General features: G+C 69.4%; 14 protein-coding genes. 3 read left to right on the forward strand and 11 right to left on the reverse strand.

Going from position 1 to position 20,778, the window contains the following annotated elements:
- From NA4_RS29490 to NA4_RS29500, 3 genes are all read right to left on the reverse strand, one after another.
- A partial coding sequence (locus NA4_RS29490; protein WP_218022458.1) for a hypothetical protein occupies window positions 1–604 on the reverse strand: 604 nt, incomplete at its 3' end.
- Between the two features lie 68 nt (window positions 605–672).
- Entirely contained in the window at window positions 673–1,188 is a 516-nt protein-coding gene (locus tag NA4_RS29495; protein WP_067477345.1) for a GNAT family N-acetyltransferase, read from the reverse strand.
- Window positions 1,189–1,381: 193 nt separating this feature from the next.
- Window positions 1,382–1,798, reverse strand: a complete 417-nt coding sequence (locus tag NA4_RS29500) for a hypothetical protein (protein ID WP_067477348.1) — start codon at window positions 1,796–1,798, stop codon at window positions 1,382–1,384.
- A 111-nt stretch (window positions 1,799–1,909) separates the two neighbouring features.
- Here NA4_RS29500 and NA4_RS29505 point away from each other — a divergent pair, with 111 nt between their 5' ends.
- On the forward strand, window positions 1,910–2,722 hold the full coding sequence (locus NA4_RS29505) for a helix-turn-helix domain-containing protein (RefSeq protein ID WP_067477351.1): 813 nt from the start codon (window positions 1,910–1,912) through the stop codon (window positions 2,720–2,722).
- Window positions 2,723–2,727: 5 nt separating this feature from the next.
- Here the strand turns inward: NA4_RS29505 and NA4_RS29510 are convergent, their stop codons facing one another.
- From NA4_RS29510 to cobC, 8 genes are all read right to left on the reverse strand, one after another.
- Window positions 2,728–9,966 carry a non-ribosomal peptide synthetase gene (locus NA4_RS29510; RefSeq protein ID WP_067477354.1) on the reverse strand — a complete coding sequence of 2,413 codons (7,239 nt, stop codon included), beginning with the start codon at window positions 9,964–9,966 and terminating at the stop codon, window positions 2,728–2,730.
- A gap of 164 nt (window positions 9,967–10,130) precedes the next feature.
- Entirely contained in the window at window positions 10,131–12,602 is a 2,472-nt protein-coding gene (locus NA4_RS29515) for an FAD-dependent monooxygenase (RefSeq protein WP_084497537.1), read from the reverse strand.
- A gap of 312 nt (window positions 12,603–12,914) precedes the next feature.
- Window positions 12,915–14,105 (reverse strand): bifunctional RNase H/acid phosphatase, encoded by a 1,191-nt coding sequence (locus NA4_RS29520; protein WP_067477357.1) that lies wholly within the window; start codon window positions 14,103–14,105, stop codon window positions 12,915–12,917.
- A 46-nt stretch (window positions 14,106–14,151) separates the two neighbouring features.
- Window positions 14,152–14,889 (reverse strand): zinc ribbon domain-containing protein, encoded by a 738-nt coding sequence (locus NA4_RS29525; protein WP_067477382.1) that lies wholly within the window; start codon window positions 14,887–14,889, stop codon window positions 14,152–14,154.
- 82 nt (window positions 14,890–14,971) lie between these two features.
- Window positions 14,972–15,616, reverse strand: coding sequence for a hypothetical protein (locus NA4_RS29530; protein ID WP_067477360.1), 645 nt, complete (start codon window positions 15,614–15,616; stop codon window positions 14,972–14,974).
- A gap of 155 nt (window positions 15,617–15,771) precedes the next feature.
- Window positions 15,772–16,992, reverse strand: coding sequence for an RNA-guided endonuclease InsQ/TnpB family protein (locus NA4_RS29535; RefSeq protein ID WP_067477363.1), 1,221 nt, complete (start codon window positions 16,990–16,992; stop codon window positions 15,772–15,774).
- A gap of 43 nt (window positions 16,993–17,035) precedes the next feature.
- Window positions 17,036–18,154 (reverse strand): Nif3-like dinuclear metal center hexameric protein, encoded by a 1,119-nt coding sequence (locus NA4_RS29540; RefSeq protein WP_067477366.1) that lies wholly within the window; start codon window positions 18,152–18,154, stop codon window positions 17,036–17,038.
- A 182-nt stretch (window positions 18,155–18,336) separates the two neighbouring features.
- Window positions 18,337–19,374 (reverse strand): Rv2231c family histidinol phosphate aminotransferase CobC, encoded by a 1,038-nt coding sequence (cobC, locus tag NA4_RS29545; RefSeq protein WP_067477369.1) that lies wholly within the window; start codon window positions 19,372–19,374, stop codon window positions 18,337–18,339.
- 44 nt (window positions 19,375–19,418) lie between these two features.
- Here cobC and NA4_RS29550 point away from each other — a divergent pair, with 44 nt between their 5' ends.
- A complete protein-coding gene (locus NA4_RS29550; RefSeq protein ID WP_067477372.1) occupies window positions 19,419–19,943 on the forward strand; it encodes a low molecular weight protein-tyrosine-phosphatase in 525 nt (174 codons plus the stop codon).
- Window positions 19,943–20,778, forward strand: an 836-nt coding sequence (locus tag NA4_RS29555) for an SURF1 family cytochrome oxidase biogenesis protein (protein ID WP_067477375.1), incomplete at its 3' end; no start/stop codon positions are given. The genes NA4_RS29550 and NA4_RS29555, both read left to right, overlap by 1 nt.

Here is a 20,778-nt window from a genome sequence, read left to right on the forward strand (position 1 = left end):
CCGCCAGTATTGGCTTGTCCCGAACCGTGTCCAGGAGCGTGCGGCCCGGGTGGGCCATGGATTCGGGAAGTCCGGCAGCGCCGAGTTCGGCAGCGCTCGCGGCGTTGGCCTCCGCCAACTCGGCGCGCTCCGCGTCGCTTTGCCCGGACTCCAGCACCGCAGGCTCGGCCTGCTCGGTCCGGGACTCGGCAGCTCGCCCCACGGACGTCCGCGGCTGCACCTGTTGCGCCGCTCCGGCCGCAGGGCCACTCGCCGCAGTCGCCTCTCGCCCTGCGGTCGCCTCCGCCTCCGCCTCCGAGAACGGCACCGCTGCGGCGGCAGGAACGCCCTCACCAGCGGTCTCCTCCGCCTCCCGCCCCACGCTCGGCGTCTCCAACCCCGTCATACCTGCCGCTTCGGCAGCGAGGCGGCCCTCTTCGGCGGCCGCGTCTTTCACCTGCCCTGCGGCCGCCGCCTCCGGCTCCCCCTGCACTGGATCTTTCGGGACGTCGCGGCCCGAACCGGCGGTGTTTTCGCCTGGCTGACCGCTACCGGCCGTCTCTATCACATCGGCGACGTCATAGACGCCGTCGGATTCCGAATCCGGGCGTTCGCGTTCGTTCATCACTGTCTCCTGTCCTCGGCGGCGCGGCGCCGGACAGATTTCCTGGATGTCCTCGCTGCCCGGTTACCCTACGAACGATGGGACAAACCGGACCTCGAAGGACGCCACTCCATCTCGAGTTCGCGCCGTGCGTCGCCCGGGCCCATGGCCCCGCTCACCCCGGTCGGCAGGAAGCCGTTGCGCAGGTACAACCGCTGGGCGCAGGTGTTGCTCTCGGCGACCTCCAAGCGAACCACGCGGTGGCCGCCCGCAACGGCCCAATCCAGCACCGCGCGAACCAGCCGGTCCGACACCCCGGTCCCGCGCGCCCGCGCCGCCACCCACATCGAAATCAGGTGCACACCACCGCGTTCCCGATCGGGCATGCCCCCGACCGTGCCCAGCTCGGCCCCCGCCGACTCGGCCAGGAACTGCGCCCGATCGGTCAGCAACCGCCGCCAGTCACCGCCGGTGCGGGCCTGCGCCTCGGCCAAGGTGGAGCCGAAGAACTGCGGCGTGTCGGCCAGCGCCCTGAGCCGGACACGCCGGAACGCCGCCCAATCGTCCGGCACGAGCAATCTGATCTCGGGTGTCGAGACGTCCATCCGGATTTCTCTACCTGCTCAGCGGTAACGTGCGCAAAGGATTTGCGGCGTCTTGTCGGCCCAGATCAGTGTCCGCGCCATTGGGGGTGAAGGACGCACCGTCACCGGCGTGCCCATGCCGCGGTCTGTACATCGAGCGGCGCCGACGAGGGCACCTCGGCTGCGGCGCGACGGGTTCGGTGGTCGTCCATGATCACCTCCCGTCACCCAGCCGGCGCAGCCCGGCGAACTCCAGCCCGGCGAAGATCGCGACCGCCACGGCGCCGACGATGAAGAACACCACCCCGAGACCGGTCAACGGGAGCAGACCGGAACCGGCCAGCCCGATCATGCCGGCAACCGAGAGCGCGTTGACAGTGACGACCGCCTGTGCGTGCCGCGCGGATATCGCCGGGTATCGAGCAATCATCAGCAACACGAGCGCACCGGCCAGCATGACGACGCCGAACGAAATGCTCAACCCGATCGGCAGCCCGAGCGGGTCGCGCAGGAATCCGGCGCCCGCGACCAGCACACCGCCGAAGATCCCGGTGCTCCAGCCATCCACCGTGAGCGCGGTGCGCAGGAGGGTGGCGTTGCCGGTCCCCTCGGCCATGGTCGTGGGTCTCATATCGTCCTCCTGTAGTCGATCCGTCGTCACCAACCCTGCTGGCCGGAGGTGAGCGTCTCAATAACCTCGGAGGTCATGGCCGGACGGCGGCGCGGATGCTTAGCTGATCGAATGACATCGGTGGTGACGCGATCGAGAGCGGGCGTCCTGCTGCGCGAATGGCGGCAGCGGCGCAAGTTGAGTCAGCTGGATCTGGCGCTGGCGGCCGATACCTCGGCGCGTCACCTCTCCTATGTGGAGACCGGGCGCGCCACACCCAGCCGGGCGATGGTGCTGCGTCTGTGCGACACACTGGATGTGCCGCTGCGCGAACGCAATACGCTGCTGATGGCCGCCGGTTACGCACCCGCGTATCTGGAGAGCAGTCTCGACGACGCGCATCTCACGTCGGTCCGAGCCGCCCTGCACACCATGCTGGCCGCCCACGAACCCTATCCAGCCGTGGTCATTGATCGGCTGTGGAACGTGGTGACCGGCAACGCCGCGATGAGCGTGCTGATGGACGGCGTTCCCGCCCACGTGCGGGCACCGCGCCCGAACGTGTACCGGCTGGTGCTGCATCCGGACGGACTCGCGTCCCGGCTGGCCAACCTCGCCCAGGTGCGCGCACTGTTCCTGGAGCGGCTCGCACGGCAGGTCAGCGCGAGCGGTGACCATGAGCTGGCGGCGCTGTACGACGAGGTCTCCGGCTACCCCGACCCGCCGGACGCCGACGACACAGCGAAGGTCGGTGCGCCGGGTCCGTTCGAGGTGCCGATCCGGATCCGGACACCTGCGGGCGAGTTGTCGATGTTCAGCACGATGGCCACCTTCGGTGCACCGGCTGACGTCACGCTGTCGGAGCTGGCCATCGAATTGTTCTATCCGCTGGACGAATTCACCACGGCCGCGCTGCGCGGGATGGCGGCCGTGACGAGTTCATGAGGTATTCAGGCGTCCAGCATGGATTCGTCCCGATCCCGGGCCAGGTCGGGATCGGCGGCGGACAGTACCTCGTCCAGGCGCAGCCCCAACTCGCTGATGTTCGGTTCGGTCATCATGTTCAGATGATCGCCGGGCACCGAGATCGTCGTGAACCGGCGGGCCGCGTACTGCTTCCAGCCGTTGTCCGCGCTGTCGAACATGCTGCCGACGGTCTGGTGCGCCAGGTCGACGCCCGGCGGCAATCCCTCGGTGGCGCGCAGCAGCGTGATGTCCCGCTCGTAGGGCTGGAGGTCGTAGTCCAGCATCGCCGAGTAGTTGGCGTAGAACACCTCGTAGAGCCGCCGGATCGCCTGCGGCGAACTAGCCGGCGGCAGGATCTCCGACCGCACCGCCTCGGCCAGCATCGCCGCGAACAGCTCCTCGGAACCGTGCACGTCGGGCTCGAAATCGACCAGGGCGGACCGGCTTCCGCGCGCGTACCACAGCAGCTCGAGGAAGAACCATCGGATCAGCTTCTCCTCCGGGATCGGCGTGCGCGCTTGTGCGCGTAGCGCCATGGTGTCCAACAGCGTCACGCTGGACACCTCGTGCGCGGGAAGCTGACGGGCCATCTCCAAGGCGACGTAGCCGCCGAACGACCAACCCGCCAGATGATATGGGCCGGTCGGATGCACCCGTCGCACCGCTTTCAGATACGACTCGGTCATCGCCGCGATCGTCTTTTCCGGCGCACTGCCCGCGTCCGCGCCCGCCGCCTGCAGTCCGTACACCGGGCGATCCGGATCCAGGTACCGCACGAGGGTCAAGTAGCACAGCACGTTCCCGCCGATGGGATGCACCAGGAACAGCGGTGGCTTGGTGCCGTCGGGGTTGAGCGGCACCAGCGGGTCGAAGGTGCGCTGCACATCGCCGCCCGCCCGCACCAGTGTGGCGAGCCCGGCCGCGGTGGGCGCGCTGATGAACGCGTCCAGCGGCACGTCGGCACCCCACCGCCGCGAGAGCGCCGTCACCACGCGCATCGCCCCGATCGAGGTCCCGCCCGCCGCGAAGAAGTCGTCGTCGACGCCGATCGCGCGCAGACCGGCGTATTCGGCCAGCAGCTGCACCGCCGACCGCTCGTACTCATCGGCCGGTTCCCGTTGCGCGGCCACGGAATCCGTGATGACCTCGCCGTACTCGCGCAAGGCCGCGTCATCGCGTTTGCCGCTGGGCGTGCGGGGCAGTTCGTCGAGCCAGGCGAACCGCGACGGCACCATGTGCGCGGGCAGCACCGCACGCAGGTCGTGCCGCAGCGCGGCCAGATCGGTCTGCTCCGCCGCGCCGACCAGGAACGCGATCAGCGACCCGTCGATACCACCGAAACCGCGTGCCACCACGGCGGCTTCAGTGATGCCGGGGAACTTCTCCACCAGGCCGAGGATGCACAGTTCTACTTCGGCCGGCTCCACCCGGAAGCCGCGGATCTTCACCTGGTTGTCGCTGCGGCCCAGGCAGACGATGTCGCCGGAGAACAGCTGAACGCCGAGATCGCCGGTGCGGTAGCGGATTCCGCCCGCATGAGTGGCCACGAACCGCTGGGCGGTGAGCGCGGGCCGTCCCGCGTAGCCGCGCGCGAGGGAACGGCCGCCGAGATAGATCTCGCCGATCACGCCGTCGGGCACCGGGCGCAGCGCGCTGTCGAGCAGCTCCACCGTGTCGCCGTCGACGGCGCGGCCGATGGGCGGCAGCGCGGGGAACTCGTCGGCCGGACCCTGCAGCGTGAATGTGGTGGCGACATGGGATTCGGTCGGGCCGTATTGGTTTTCCAGCACCAAACCCGGAACCACCTTGCACAGCGCGCGGATCTCGTCGGTGATGCGCAGCTGCTCACCGGAGGAGATCAGCACCTTCAGCTCGGTCGGGAACTTGCGCAGCGCCACGGCCGCCTCGGCGAACGCCTGCAACGCCACGTACGGCAGGAACAGCCGTTCGATGCCCTCGTCCACCACGGTGGTCAGCAACTGCTCGACGTTCGACCGCAGGTCGGCCGAACTCACCCGCAGGGTCGACCCGGCCGCGAGGGTGGTGAAGATCTCCTGGAACGACACATCGAAACTCAACGGCGCCAATTGCAGCGTGCTGCGCAGGCCGGTGCCGGTCGCCGCGCGGATCTGCCAATCCACCAGCGCGGTCAGGCCGCGATGCGGCATCGCGACGCCCTTGGGCTCGCCGGTCGACCCCGAGGTGAACAGCACATAAGCCACCGAATCGGGCGAAATATGCTCGGGCAGTGCGACATCCGCGTCGTCAGCGGAGTCGTCGAAGAGCTGGGCAGTGTCGAGCACCAAGGCGGGATCGTCGACGATGTCGCGATAGTCGGCGTCGGCGACCACGCGGTGCGGGTGTGCGCGGTCGATCATCAGGTTCAGCCTGGCCCGCGGGTAGCTGACGTCCAGGGGAACGCACGCGGCGCCGATCCGGGTCAGCGCCAGCACGAGCGGTATCAGCTCCGGACGACGCCGCATCAGGATGCCCACCCGGTCGCCGGGGGATACTCCGAGCCCGGCCAGCCGACGCGCCAGCCGGTCGGCACGTTCGATCAGTTCGTCGTAGGTGACGGATTCGTCGTCGCCGGCCACGGCGATGGCCGCCGCGTTGAGCGCGGCGGCGTCGGCCACCAGCGTGCCGACGTCGCGGGCCATCGCCGGGCCGGCACCGCGGTCGATGGCCGCGTCCGGATCGGCCACGATTCCGGCCAGCATACGCAGCTGGGTGAGTGCCACGGTCTCGCACTGCTCGGTGGTCAGCGTGTGATCGCCGTTGACCCGCAGCCACATCCGGCCGTCGCGCGGGTCGGTCGCCGCGGTCACCAGCAGCTGGAAATTGGTCTCCTCGCGGGCGTCGAATTCCAGCAGCCGCACCCCGTCCAGTACCAGCATCGGCTGGAAGACGTGGTAGTTGACGTAGTTGAAGGCCGTCTCGAACACCGGCCCGCCGTCGGCGAGGATCGAGCGCAGCGGGTAGCGGCGGTAGGGGTAGGCCTCGCGTTCCCGGCGCGCGACCTGCTCCACCGCCGCGCGCCACGTGGTCGCGGTGCCATCCAACCGGACGGGCAAGGTATTGAGGAACAGCCCGGCCACCCGCTCGGCGCCCGCGCGATCCGGACGACCGTGGGTGACCACACCGGTGGTCACGTCCGTGTGTCCGGTGAGTTCCCGCAGTGCCAGGCAGTGCGCGGCCAGATAGACCGATTTCTCCGGAATCTGGTGGCGCGTGGCGAACGCGGTCACGCGCCGGGCCAGGCGGCGCGGCATCAGCGCTTTCGCTTGCGGCATCTCGGCAACCGCCGGTTGGTGTGCGCTGAGCGCGGTGAGTGCGGTGGGTTCCGCCCCGGCAAGCGCGGTCAGCCAGTATTCGCGAGCCGCGGTGTCGTGCGCGCTGCTCTGTTCGACCTGCGCGTACTCGGCCAGGACGGTCGCCGGATGCGGGGTGGCCTCGATCCGGGTCTGCGTCATGCCGAGATGGCTCAGGTAGTCCAGCAGCAGTTCCAGCACCGAGGTGGCGACACTCCAGCCGTCCAGGATGGCATGGTGGAAGCTCAGGACCAGGTCCACCGTGCCCACCGGTTCCTGCGGACCGGGACGGACGAACACCCGGATGGCGAACAGCGCAGCGACCGCCATGTCGTACTCGGCGTGCGTACGTTCCTGGAGGTAGGACTCGATCAGTTCCGCGCCGTCCAGCTCGTCGGTATCGCCGAGGTCGACGATCTCCAGCTCGTAGGGCACCTCGGTGTGCACGATCTGCAGCGGAATCGAGTATCTGCTCAGCTCGAACGACGATCGCAGCGCCGGCTGACGCCGCACCAGCCGGTCCACGGCCGCACGGAACTCCCCGTCATCCCAGGGTATTTCGAGCCGGTAGCGGAACGCGTCCTTGTACGTGACGGAGTCGGCGCGCTCGATGCTGTGATACAGCATGCCCAGTTGCAGCGCCGTGGCCGGGAACGCGTCCTGCACCTGGTGCAGCGCGGCGCGGTCGATGAGCGGCACCGTCGCCAGCGGCGCGACGACGCGCGCGTGGTCGTCGCCGTCCCGGTCGTCGCGCACGACCCGGGCCAGCTCGGCGATGGTCGGCGCCTGGTAGAAGGCGTCCACGTCGAAGTAGAGCCCGGCGCGCTCGGCCGCGGTGCGCACGGTCAGCGCGAGAATGGAATCGCCGCCGTGGGTGAAGAAGTTGTCGTGCACACCGATCGACTCGACGCCGAGCACCGTGCACCAGACTCGCGCGAGCCGCGCCTCGACGTCGGTGCGCGGCTCGACACCCGCGACCTGCTCGGCGCCGTGACCGAGGACGAGCTGCTCGGCGAGTGCACGGCGGTCGAGTTTCCCGTTGCGGGTCAGCGGGATTCGATCCACCCGGATGAGCCGGGTGGGCACCATGTAGCGCGGCAGTTTCGCCGCGATCTGCTCGGCGATCTCCTCGCCGGTCACGTCGGTTCCCACGAAATAGCCGACCAACTGCACGCCGTGCGCCTCGGACAGTTCGTCCACCACCGCCGCTGCGCGTACCCCGCGGCAGCCGAGCATGGCGTTGTGCACCTCACCGAGCGTGACCCGGTTGCCGCGGATCTTCACCTGGTCGTCGAAACGGCCCAGATACTCGAGGTTGCCGTCCGGCAGCCAGCGCGCCAGATCGCCGGTGCGGTAGCGCCGCCGACCAGGCACCGCGCGATCGTCGACGAAGACCGCCGCGGTCAGCTCGGGCCTGCCGCGATACCCACGCGCCACGCCGACGCCCGCGATGTTCAGTTCGCCCGGCACCCCCACCGGTACGCGGCGGCCTGTTTCGTCGAGCACCAGCAAGTCGATGTTGTCGATCGGTCGTCCGATCGGCACCACGCCGGGCGCCTCGTCGCGGGGGCAGTCGAAATAGGAGACGTCGACCGTGGCTTCGGTCGGGCCGTAGAGATTCACCAGCTCCGGCGCCGCCGCCCCGGCCGCGGTGAAGACCGCATGGAATCGGCGGACCAGCGCAGGTGGTAGGGCCTCGCCGCTGCAGAACACCCGGCGCAGACTGCCGATCCGCGCGACCGCAGCGGGACCGGCCGCCAGCTCGTCGACGAATGCGGCCAGCATGGACGGCACGAAGTGCAGCACGGTGACCGTGTGCGCGGCGATGGCGTCGACGATGCGGCGCGGATCGCGCTCCCCGCCTGGCTCCAGCAACGCCAACCTGGCGCCGGTGATCGCCCACCAGAACAGCTCCCACACCGAGACGTCGAAGGTGACCGGCGTCTTCTGCAGGATCACGTCTTCGGCGTGCAACGGGTAGCGCCGCTGCATCCAGGTCAGCCGGTTCACCACCGACCGGTGCTCGATCATCACGCCTTTGGGCACGCCCGTGGAGCCCGAGGTGTAGATGAGATAGCTCAGATCCGCTGGATGCGAGACATTTTCGACACCACGCGCCGGCTCGGTGCCTGCCACCGTGATCCGGGTGACGCGCAGCTTGTCGAACACCGCTTGATGCTCGGGTCCGGCCACCACGAAGCGCGCCCCGCAGTCGGCGAGCACGGTTTCGATGCGCGTGGCCGGAAAATCCGGGTCCAACGGCACATACGCGCAACCGGCGCGCAGCGTGCCGAAGATCGCGACGAGCAGCTCCGTCGAGCGCGTCAGCACCACCGGGACGCATTCGTTGCCGGTTACGCCCAGCGCACGCAGCCGAGCGGCGAATCCGTCGGCCAGCGCGGACAGCTCGCGGTAGCGCAGCGCACGCTCCCCCGACCCGGCGACCGCCTCGATCGCCACTCGGTCCGGGTGCTCGGCGGCCGCCGCACGGAACAAGCGGTCGATCGTGGTGTACGGAAACTCTTCGCGCGGCCCGGTTTCGAAAGCGGTGATGGCGGCCAGCTCACGCGCGGGCATCAGCGGCAATGCCGAGACCGGGGCGTCGGGCCGGTCCAGCGCCGCCATCAGGAGGGCGCCGATGCTGCGCACCGCCGACTCGAACGGGAAGTTCTCGTCGAAGACGTCGCGGTCGTAGTAGAGCTGGAGGTTCAGCGAACCGTCGCGCGCGTGCTCGACGGCGAGGATGTTCAGCGCCTCGAGCACCGTGCCCGGATTGACGATGTCGATGGTGCCGAGGATCTTGTCCAGGTGATCCGACGACGGCATCTTGATGTAGGAGTACGCCACGTCGAACAGCGGCGGCGCCGTCGGATCGCTGCTGAGCGCACGAGCCAGATCACCGTACGGAAAGCGCTCGTAGCGCTTGAGTTCCCGGATCTGCGCGGCCACCTCGGACGCGACGGCCGACAGCGGCTGGGCGGGGTCGACCCGGATGCGCAGCGGCACCACGTTCGTCCGGTGTCCGGCGGTGCGGAAGGTCTCCGCGCTGTGCCGGTTCAGCATCGGGACACCGATCACCACTTCCTCGGAGCGATGGACGGTGGTCAGGTACGCGGCCAGCGCCGAGACGGTGAAGGCGAAGACGGAGAAGCCGGTAGCGCGAATCCGGTCCAGGAACGCGGGTTCCACCACCACGCGCCGGCGTCCCCGGTCTACGTTCGGGGTGCTCGCCCGGCCGGAGAAGAGCGCGGGAACCACTCCTTCGAAGCGGCGCACCAGCGCGTCGCGGTCGGCGACCCACTGCGGAGACGACAGATATTCCTCGTGTTCGGCCGCGATCTTGCGGTAGGTGCGCACGCCGCGGTCGGTCTCCTCGGTGACCGGTTCCGGTTCGGCGAGCTGTTCGAGGGACAGATCAGAACGGCTGCAGTTGTCCACCAGGACGGCCCACAACGCATTCACGCCCCACCCGTCGAGCATCGCGTGGTGCATCGCCACGTAGAGGTAGTAGTGGTCGGGTCGGTCGACCAGCGCGGCGACCCGGAACGGCCGGCGCGGCGGAGAGGGCGTCAGGTTGGCCCGGCGCACCCATTCCTGGCGCGCGGCGGCCGGGTCCGACGCCCAGCTCAGGTCGATCAGCTCGACTTCCGGCACGTCGTCGGAAATCCACTGCCAGAAACGGCCTTCGGAGAACTCGAAACGCAGCCGCAGCGCGGCGTCACCGAGCACTGCCCGGCGGATCACGGCCTGCAGCCGGGCCATGTCGAACGGCTCGTCCATGAACGCGCAGTAGGCGTTCCTGGTGACCGGCGCGGGTCCGTACCGGAAGGCCACGGACAACACATCGCGTTGGTACGCGCTGACCGGCCACGCCTCGGGTCTATGGGGAGTAGCGCTCGGTTCGGATGTCACAGTCACTCCTATCGCGGCACCGGCTGTGCGCGGATCTAACCAAGCCCACCCTGATCTCTGACGCGCAAAGCTGCTACCACAGCTATCCAGTTATCGATATCGCGAATCACGGCATCGACTTCGCCGATGCCGGGACTCTCCTGTTGTCTTGTGGCGTAGACGGGTCAGCAGGCCGACAGCAGCGCGCGCACACTCTCATCGGCGAGGCGTTCGGCTCGGTCTCGCGACACCGCGGGTTCGACGTAGCCGACGTTGAAGGACAGCTCGTCGTGGGTCGCATTGGCGGTGGCCATGATGAACCCGCTCACCGACATGCCGGAGACGAACTGCGCGCCCTCCAGCTGCCAGGAGCCGATCTTGGCCGGGAAGGGATACCTGCCGAGGTAGGTCATACAGAGATGGCCGGGACCCCGGGTATCCATCAGTTTGACGGTGGACGCGCTGGCGGCCACCGATTTCGGAGCGGCCACCTTCAACAGGTTCAGGGCGGAGAGATGATCGCGCCGATCCATCCGCGCGCCGTATTCGCGCTCGATCTCGGTGGCGATGTCCCACAGCGAGGCCCACGGCGCGTACCTCGCCGGAGTGGCGATCATGCCCTGATAGGTGCCGACCTCGGTGTCCGCGGCGGCGCCGTCGAGATGGTCGCGGAAATTGACCGAGCTGCCGACGGTGTACCAGGTCGCCTTGCCGGCGCCCGCCTCCCTGGCCGCCGCCATCAGCAGCGCCGCGGACAGGGCGGCCTGCAGGCCGACGCCGTGGCGTGCGCAGCCCGCGGTGAGCGCGTCCAGTTGGTCGGCGTCGAGGCTGCGATGCACCACCCGGCTGCGCCGCTGTGCGGGCGGGGCCAGCGAGGTCGGTTCCAGCCTGCGCGGCCTGCGCAGCTGTGACTTCTGGTCGCGCAGCAACGAACCCGCGGTGCGCAGCGCGCCGCTGCCGCCCTGGAAGCGCGGCGGGAAGAGATCTTCCGGACCGGGGCGGACCGGGGCGGACGGGAACTCGCCTGCTTCCCCGGCGGCCGCTTGGAGGACCTGCTCGGCCACCGACAGCGCGCTCTCGCCATCAGCGATCGCGTAGTGCAGCGTCACGATCAGCTCGTTGGTGCCGTCGGTCTCCTTGATCAGCACCGCCCTGGCCAACGGCCCGGTGCGCCAGTCGAAGGGCTCGCGCAGCTCGACCTCGTCGACCTCGGTCAACCACGTTGTGCTGTCCTCGGATTCGATCACCCGCAGCGGGATGGGGGTCTGTACCGGAACGAAACGCGGTGCGGTGCCGTCGGGTTCGGCGGCAACCGCGACCCGCAAGAGCGGATGTCGGCGCTGCACTTCGTCCAGGCCGGCCCGGATCTGCTCGACGCCGACCTGTCCGCGGATCCGCACGCGCGACACGATGTGCAGCGGCGCCAGCTGATCGGCTATCCAGTGCCAGCGCTCGACCGGCGACAGCGGGCGCGGCAGCCGCGCGATCGGCCCGTTCAGCGGCGGGAACGACATCGGCTTGGCGAGCTCGCGCAAGAAGAAGTCGGTGGGCGCGTGGCGGAAGTAGGTGTCGCGCACCCGCACCAGACGCGGATCGGTGGTCTGCTCGATCTTGGCGAGCGAGGCCGAGCCGTTGACGAACATGGCGGTGCGATCGGCGCGCAGCTGCTCGTAACGGCGCAGGCCCGCCACCGGGTCCAGTGCGTTGCGCAGCACGTTCGCCAGCACTACCGCGTCCTCGATGGCGGAGTTGGCGCCCTGGCCGAGGCTGGGCAGCATCGGGTGCGCCGCGTCGCCGAGCAGGGTCACCCGGCCGCGGCCCCAGCGCGCCAGCGGCGGGCGGTCCTGGGCGGGCACCGCGAGGATTGCGGATTCGTCGGTCTGCTCGATGCAGGCGCGCACCTCCGGCGCCCAGTCGGCGTACAAGCGAAGCAGGTCTTCCTTGCCGCCGTGCCAGTTCGCGGCCTCGTCGGCGGGCAAGGTCTGGGTGCCCCACCAGTACACCCGGCCGTGGCCGATGTCGTGGATGCCGAAACGCATTCCGGTGCCCCAGAAGTGCGCCGAGAGTCCGCGTGCGACGTTGCGATGCTCGAACGGGATGCAGGCCAGCCAGCACACGAAATTGCCCGGTCGCGGCTCGGCGTGGCCGTGCAACTGGGTGCGCACCATGGAATGGATGCCGTCGGCGCCGACGAGCAGATCGCCCTCGGCGACCCGGCCGTCAGCGAATTCCACGCGCACGTGCTCGCCGTCATCGATGAATCGAGTGGCCTGTGCGGCAACGAAAGTCGGCGTGTCGCCGATCGCGCGCAGCAGGACGTCATGCAGGTCGGTGCGGTGCAGCGCCACGGCGGGCGCGCCGAGCTGGGCATCGAGCCGGTGCACCGGAAGCACCCGGATCGGGCTGCCGTCGGGGTTGCAGAAGCGGAAGCTCTCCACCCGGCCGCCGCGTTCGAGCAGTTGCTCGTCGAGGCCGAGGCCGAGGGTGCGCAACGCGTTGATTCCGTTCGCCTGCACCGAAAGACCGAAACCCTGCGCACGCAGTTCGGCACCGGCTTCGTATAGTTCGACGGCAAAACCCGCGTGCCGCAGTGCGACCGCGGTGGTGAGTCCTCCGATCCCCGCCCCCAGAACGATTACCTTGATCGGATTGCCCATCGAACCTGCACTCTCTCGAATTACTCGACGGCACAGGTAATTCCCGCCATGACGTGGTCTGTGGGCGGCGCTGCCCACGAACCACCGTCCCCCTTTGTGACACCGATCGAGGGCACCGAGCGTCGACCCCGACCAGGCAGGGTAGGACGCCTATGCCTGACCGACCGGAAGCCTACCGCTACTCGGCGCGCATGGCAGAGTCGAAGTGAGATTCACCGCATCGCGCGAATGTGAAACGCAAACGTGTTGCAATGGGGCATAATTCGCGCTTCGCGCACCGCGTTTGCCCTCGTTCCGGTGTCGCGGGCGTCCTCACAGATAGGACGTGTCGTTCACCAGACGCACCGAGGATCCGCCATCGCGATAGAACTCCGCTATAGATAGCGACGCCAGATCCAGATGCAACCGGTATAACAGCGAAGGCCCGGCGTCCAGCGCCAGCTGCAGTAGCGTCTTGATCGGGGTCACGTGACTGACCACCACCACGTTCGCCCCGGGATACCGTTCGATCAGATCGCGCCGGGCCGCGTCCACCCGTTCCCGGACCTGGTCGAAGCTCTCCCCGCCGGGCGCGGCGGTGGCCGGGTCGCCGATCCAGCGCGTGTGCAGCTCGGGGTCGCGCTGCGCGGCCTCGGCGAAGGTCAGGCCCTCCCATGCGCCGAAATCGGTCTCGATCAGGCCGTCATGAATGTCGGCGGGCAGCCCGAGAGCGATCGCCGCGGCCTCCGCGGTCTCCTTGGCCCGGCCGAGCGGTGAGCTGACCACGGCGGCGATATCGCCTTTGGCGGCCAGCATTTTCGCGGCCCGGGCGGCCTGTTCCCGGCCCAGCGCGGTGAGCGGCGGATTGCCCCGGCCGGAATAGCGGCGCTCCAGCGACAGCTCGGTCTGGCCGTGGCGCAACAGCAACAGCCGGGTGGGACGGCCGATGGCTCGGGTCCAGCCGGGGCCCTGCCGCGCCGGCTCGGGCGGCGCGGCCGCCTGCCTGGCTTCGTCGATCCAGCTCGGGAGATCGCGCTCGGTGACCGCGAGTGCCGGGTCGGCGGCCTCGGTCGACCGTGTGGAGTCCGGCGTCGCGCGGAGCTCGCCGACCAGGGTGGCGTCGTCCATGGCCTGGTTCGCCAGCCGGTCGGCGTGGGCGTTCTCGGCGCGGGGAATCCAGGTGAAACGCACCCGCGCGAACCCGGCGGCCAGCCTGCGGGCCCGGTCGGCGAGCGGAATCATGGCCGCATGCTTGACTTTCCAGCGGCCGGTCATCTGCTCGACAACCAGCTTGGAATCCATCCGCACCTCAACGGATTCGGCGCCGAGCTCCGCCGCCGCCTCCAATCCGGCGATCAGGCCGCGATATTCGGCGACGTTGTTGGTGGCGGTGCCGAGGAACTCCCGGCGTTCGGCCAGCACGTGGGCGTGATCGGCGTCGTAGACCACCGCGCCGTAGCCGGCCGGGCCGGGATTGCCGCGAGAGCCGCCGTCGGCCTCGACGATCACCTCGGGGTAGGTCATTGCCGCGCCCGCGCGCTTGCGCCTCGGTTTACTCGCTGACGCTCGTTCACAGCCCCGATTCCTTGGTCCGGACCAGGATCGCCCCGCACTCCGGGCAGCGCACCACCACATCGGGTGCGGTCTTGGCGATCCGGGCGATCTCGCCGCGGTCGAGTTCGATGCGGCACGCGCCGCAACGACGGGCCTGCAACAGCGCGGCGCCCACACCGTGCTGGGCGCGCTGGCGGTCGTAGATCGCGAGCAATTCGGCGGACAGCTTCGCGACCACGCCGGCGCGATCGGTGTCGCAGCGGCCCTGCGCCACATCCAGATCCGCCAGCGCCTCGTCGCGCTGCCGCCGCGCGGCGGCCAGGTCCGCATCGGTCTTGCTCAGCCGGGCACCCGCGTGCTCGTGGTCGGCGGCGGAGGCCTCGCGCCGTTCCATCACCTCGAGCAGTTCGTCCTCCAGCACCGAGCGGCGACGCTCCAGGCTGCCCAGCTCGTGCTGGAGCTCGGACAGCTGCTTGGCGTTCACCGTTCCCGCGGTGAGCATGCCTCGGTCGCGGTCCTCGCGCTTGCGCACCGCCTCGACCTCGCCCTCCAGCTTGCGGATATCGCGGTCGAGGTCGTCCAGCACGATCTCCACCGCCACCGCGGCGTCGGAGTGGGTGTTGCGCTCGGCCTCCAGCCGGGCGACCTCCTGCTGCTCGGGCAGCACGGTGCGGCGGTGCGCGATCCGGGTCAGCTCGGCGTCGACGGCGGCCAGCCGGAGCAGCTGGGCCTGGATCGTGGGTTCGACATTCAACGCGGACAAACTCCTGGATGGGTGGACGGGACTGGTGTTCAACCGTACCGCGCCGCGGCGGGCGCACCGATGACCCAGCCGCCTAGTTGCCGACGGGGCGGGGCTTGATCGCGTCCCGGGAGATGTAGACGTCGTATTCGCCCGGGACCGCGATCGCCGCGTTGCCGTAGGCAGAGCGCACGAACGGCTGGGTCCACCAGCGGCCCGCGCGCATGTCGGCGAAGAAGTCCTGGTCGCCGCCGCCGAGAAAGATCTGGTTCTGCGTGGTGGCGACGCCGTCGAGGCGCTGGCCGTAGAGACGGCTGATCCGGTAGCCGGAGTGGAAGCCGAGTGCGTTCACCCAGGGCTCCAGCTCGACGATGCCCGCTTGCAGCACCCACATGTCGCCCTCGACGCGGTAGGTGCTGCGCTGTTCGGCGTGGTCGTCGTCGCCGTACAAGGTGAGGTCGACGTCGAGCTGGTGCTCCTGCCCCGCCACGGGCTTGGCCACCACATGCGCCGCCTTGATCTCCCCGGTCAGTCCCAGATACGTCTGTAGCAGGGTCGCGATCCATAGCAGCACCGCCGCGACCAGCAGCAGCGCCAGCCCGCCAGCCCCACGCGCGAGCAGCGCCCGCATCCCGACCCGGCGGACCGCGATCAAACCGGAAACGATCAGCGCGACACCGACCAACAACAGCAGGATCAGGCCGATCTGCACCAGCCCCACATCAACCGGGAAGTTCATGGGCTAGTTGTACCGTTGCGTGAGTCTCAGCGGTAGTCACGCTGAGCTCTTCCTCCGTCATCGACCGCCGCCTACTCCGGAGAGTGCTGGTCTTATGTGGTCTCGGTGAGGCGTTTGACTTCTCCGGGGAACTGCCCGGCGAAGTAGGTTAGCCGTCACCCGCCGAGGTCGGCGAGCATCGCGCTGAGGGGGTTACCGGCGGCATTGCGGTCTCGGTCGTGGACGACACCGCACCCGGCGCACTCCCACATGCGGTCCGCCAGCACAAGGCCCCGGTTGACATGGCCGCAGTCCCCGCAGGTCTTCGAGGAGGGGAACCAGCGATCGGCTTTCCACACCGTCGCCCCATACCATCCAGCCTTATAAACGAGTTGGCGAACGAACTCACCGAATCCGGCGTCACTAATGGCGTGGGCGAGCCGCCGGTTGGCGATCATGCCTTTGAGGTTCAGCGTCTCCACGGCGATGGCCGACTTGGTTCTCGTCAACCTGGTGGTGGCCTTGTGCAGGAAATCCCGCCGCCGGGCAGCAATCCGTAGGTGCAGCCGCGCGAGGCGTTTGCGCGCCTTGACCCGATTGTTGGAATTGTCCCCGGCGCGGGCAAGTTTCCGATTGGCTCGTTTCAAAGCGCGTTGCGCGGCCCTCAGCGGTTTGGGTGCGTGTATCTCATCGATGCTGCCATCGTCGTTCTTGATCACGGCGAACGTCTTTAGCCCGAGGTCGATTCCGCATTTCGGGGCGTCGGTAGCGACATGGCGGCGGGTATTGATGTCGTCTCGGTTCACCTCGAGTTGCAGCGAGATCCACCATCGCCCGCCCTGCTCACGTACGGTCGACCCGAGGATGCGGGCGCGGCCGTCGGCCAGCCGGCCGGTGAGCCAGCACAGGTCCTCACGAGTGGCCACCTCCCCGATCGCCGGGAGCCGCACGGCACGCACGCCCACCGGCCTGGCGCGGTCGGCGTCGTAGCGGAATCGCCCGCCAAACTTGCGTTTACGCCACGTCGGAAACCCTGTGCGCGTTCCCTTGTGCTCGCTGTTCTTCGACTTCAGGTAGTTGGCGAACCCGGCCGCACGCATTCGGCACGCTTCTTTGGGCACCCTGGAGGACATCTTGTTCTCGACAAACCAAGGGAAAAGCGTTGGATGCGCGGCCCGCCAGTGCTTCTCCAGCGCGGGCGCCGACCACGGAACTTCGGTCAGCTCGCCGCCAGTGATGCCGTAGGTCTCCTCGGCTTTGCGCTGGGCCCACTTCTTGCGCACGGTCTCCAAACAGAAGTTCTCCACCACCCGCGACAATCCGCAGTGGCGGCCCATCACAATGGCTTGTTCCGGAGTAGGAGCCAGTTCGAAACGCACACCTTGTTTGTGGGCCACCCTCCCAAGTTACCGCTCCTGGGACCGTCGCCCGCGCCGCAGGTCAGCCGGACGCGCTCACCGTCCACGGGTCGGTGCGCAGCGTGGAGACCCTTGTCTCGAGACCGGGCAGCGCGCTCCGGACGAGTGATTCCGCCTGTGCGCACCAAGGGAACTCGGTCGCCCAGTGTGCGGCGTCGACCAGCGCGGGGCCGCCTTTGCGCAGATGTTCGTCGACCGGGTGGTGGCGCAGGTCGGCGGTGACGTAGGCGTCGGCGCCGAGGCGGGTGGCCGCGTTCAGGTAGGAGTCGCCCGCCCCACCGCATACGGCGACGGTGTAGACGGTGCGGTCCGGGTCGCCCGCGGAGCGCACGCCCCACGCGGTGGACGGAAGGGCACTCGCTACACGATTCGTAAAGGCGCGCAACGACTCCGGTTCCGGCAGGGTGCCGATCCGGCCGATGCCGCGCGACGAGGGCAGCACTGCTCGTTCGGTGATGTGATAGGCCGGTTCCGCGGAGGGATGAGCGGTAAGCAGCGCGGCGAGCACCGCCGAACGCGCCGAAGGCGGAGCCACCACCTCGAGGCGATCCTCCTCGACGCGCTGGAGTTCGCCGGGCGAACCGTGCACCGCACCCGCCTCGGCCGGACGGAACTGCCCTGTCGCAGGTACCCGCAGCGCGCAGTCGCGATAGTTCCCACCTCCGCCTGCTCCTGCGGCGAAAAGGGCGGCAAGCACGGCGTCGGTATGCGTGCGGGGCACCTGGACCACCCAGTTGTCCACGGCGGACTCGGGTTTCGCGTCCAGCGGGCCGGTCACGGTGAGCCCGAGGGCGGCGGCGAGCGCGTCGGAGACGCCGGGGTCGGCAGAGTCGGCGTTGGTGTGTGCGGTGAACAGGGCGCAACCGGAGCGGATGAGCCGGTGCAGCAGCGCACCTTTCGGCGTGTTCGCCGCGACGGTGTCGACGCCGCGCAGCAGCAGCGGGTGGTGCACCACCAGCGCCTGAGCGCGCCAGTCGATCGCCTCGTCGACGACCGCCGCGGTGGCGTCGACCGCGAACAGCACCCGCGTCGACTCCTCGGCCGGATCGCCGCACACCAGGCCGACCGAGTCCCACGACTCGGCCAGCGCGGGCGGGTAGGCCGCGTCGAGCACCGCGATGAGATCCGCCAGCGTGGTCATCGTCCACCTTCCTTCGCTTCGGTCATGCCCTGTCCATGGATCCCGGCGACGATCGACCTTCATCACCGCGGTGACGCAGTGCCGACCATCCGATCCGGAGCGGATCTTCAGTGTGCTCGTTCACCTGCTCGGGCACGACCACGATCCGCACCAGATGCCGTGCGGCCGACACGGCGCACTGATCACACATCTGCCGATCGAATCGCGGCGACCAGTCGGTCGACCTCGTCGGCGCCGCGCACCGCGACGCGCAGGTGGTCCGGGCCAAGACCGGGGAACGTGTCGGCACGGCGGACCGCGATCCCGTGGTCGGCGAGGTGTTTGCGGAGCAGCTCACCGTCCGCGACGCGCAGCAGCAGAAACGGGCCGTCGGCCGGGGTATGGACATCAACGCCGAGGCGGGTCAGCCGTTCGATCATCGCGGTACGGCCAAAGGCGAGGGTCTCGGCACGGCGGCCTGCCTCGGCCACGGCCGCGGGGCTCGCGGTCGCCATGATCGCCTCCAACTGCAAGGTGCCCAGCGGCCAGTGGGCGCGTCCTTGCGCGAGGCGCGCCAGGAGGGCAGGTGCACCGAGAAGGTAACCGCAGCGCAAGCCGGCGAGCGCCCACGTCTTGGTCAGACTGCGGAGCACGAGCAGATCCGGTGCGGGGTCGGCGGCGAGGGATTCCCGCTCGCCCGGCACGGCGTCGGCGAAGGCTTCGTCGACCATGATGGTGCGGCCCGGCCTGCGCAGGGCGCGGATGACGGCGGCCGGGTGCAGTACCGAGGTCGGGTTCGTGGGATTGCCGAGCACCACCAGGTCGGCGCCGTCGGGCACCGCGGCGGGATCGAGCAGGTATGGGGGCTGCAGGACCACCCTGGTCACCGGGACACCCGCCTCGCGCAGCACGAGTTCGGGCTCGGTGAACGACGGATGCACCACCGCGGCCAGACGCGGCGCGAGGCGGGGCAGCATCGCGAACCCCTCCGCCGCGCCCGCGAGCAGCAGCACCTCGTCGGGAACGCGGCGGTGCCGGGTCGCGACCGCACGGCGGGCGGCATCGGCATCCTCGGCGCACGGATAGCGGCCCAAGTCGGACAGCCGAGCCGCCAAACGCTGCCGCAGCCACTCCGGCGGGGCGACACCCTGGACGTTCACCGCGAAATCGAGCATGCCCGGGTGTGCGTCCACGTCGCCGTGGTGGCGCAGTTTCGCGCGGTCGACGTGGTCCTCGGGCACGGGACCACACCCTACGTGGCGAACCCGTAGCGGCACCGGCCAGAATGGCAGTCGTGGGTCAGCTGCACGTCTCGTTCGTCTGTACCGGCAACATCTGCCGCTCTCCGATGGCGGAGAAGATCTTCGCGGTGCATCTGTACCGGGCCGGACTGGCCAATCGGGTGCGAGTCAGCAGCGCGGGCACCGGGTCATGGCACGTCGGCGACGACGCCGACCCGCGCACCACCGCGACGCTGCGCAAGTACGGCTACCCGACCGGCCACGTCGCCGCCGCGTTCGGCGCCGAGCACCTCGACGCCGATCTCGTGATCGCGCTGGACCGCTCACACCAGAAGGAACTCGCCCGCCTCGGCGTCGCGCCGCAGCGGCTGCGGCTGCTGCGCACCTTCGACCCCACCGCCGACGGCCAGGACGTCGCCGACCCCTATTACGGCGATGCCGCGGACTTCGAACTCGTCCGCGACCAGATCGAGGCGGCCGTCCCCGGCCTGCTCGACTGGGTGCGCGCCGAGCTCGATACCGCCGCCGAGCCGCCCGGCCTGCGACCTGTCCCAGACGGAATATCCTGATGCGCAGGCTCGCCTTCCTGTTGCGCCCCAGCTGGCTGATCCTGGCCGTGCTGGTCGCCGCCTTCGCCTACCTGTGCTTCACCGTGCTCGCGCCGTGGCAGCTCGGCAAGAACACGGCTACCTCACACCGCAATCAGCTGATCGCCGACTCGGTGAAGGCCGCCCCCGTCGACGTCACCGCCGTGCTCTCCGACCCGGATACCGCCACCGAGTGGCGGCGCGTCACCGCCTCCGGAAGCTATCTGCCGGACTCGACGGTGCTGGTGCGGCTACGCCACCTCGACGGCGCTCCCGGCTACGCGGTGCTGGCGACGTTCCGGCTGGACGACGGCCGCGTCCTGCTCGTCGACCGCGGGCTGGTCTCGGCGGTCGACGGGTCGCGCCCACCCCAGGTCATCGAGCCGCCCGCCGGGCCGCAGCGCATCGAAGCCAGAGTCCGGATGTCCGAGGGAGTCACACCAGGCAAGGACCCGACCGTCCAGGACGGCTACCGCCAGGTGTACTCCATCGACACGGCCCAGGAATCCACTGTCCTGCAACAGCCACTCACCCCCCTTCCGACCGGCGAACGCGGCGGCTACTTACAGCTGAGCGAGAACCAACCCGGCGCCTTCACCCCGACCCCCCTCCCCCAGCTGGACGCGGGCCCGTACCTGTCCTACGGCCTGCAATGGCTGGCCTTCGGCATCATGGCTCCGCTCGGCCTCGGCTACTTCATCTACGCCGAGATCAGGGAGCGGAGGAAGGAAAAGGCCTCCGCCGCGACGCCACCCGCCGAAGCGACTCCTGCTGGACCGACCGCGGCGAATCAGCCGACCGCACCCGCCGCGCCCAC

Source organism: Nocardia amamiensis NBRC 102102 (genome assembly GCF_001612745.1).
Lineage (GTDB): Bacteria > Actinomycetota > Actinomycetes > Mycobacteriales > Mycobacteriaceae > Nocardia > Nocardia amamiensis.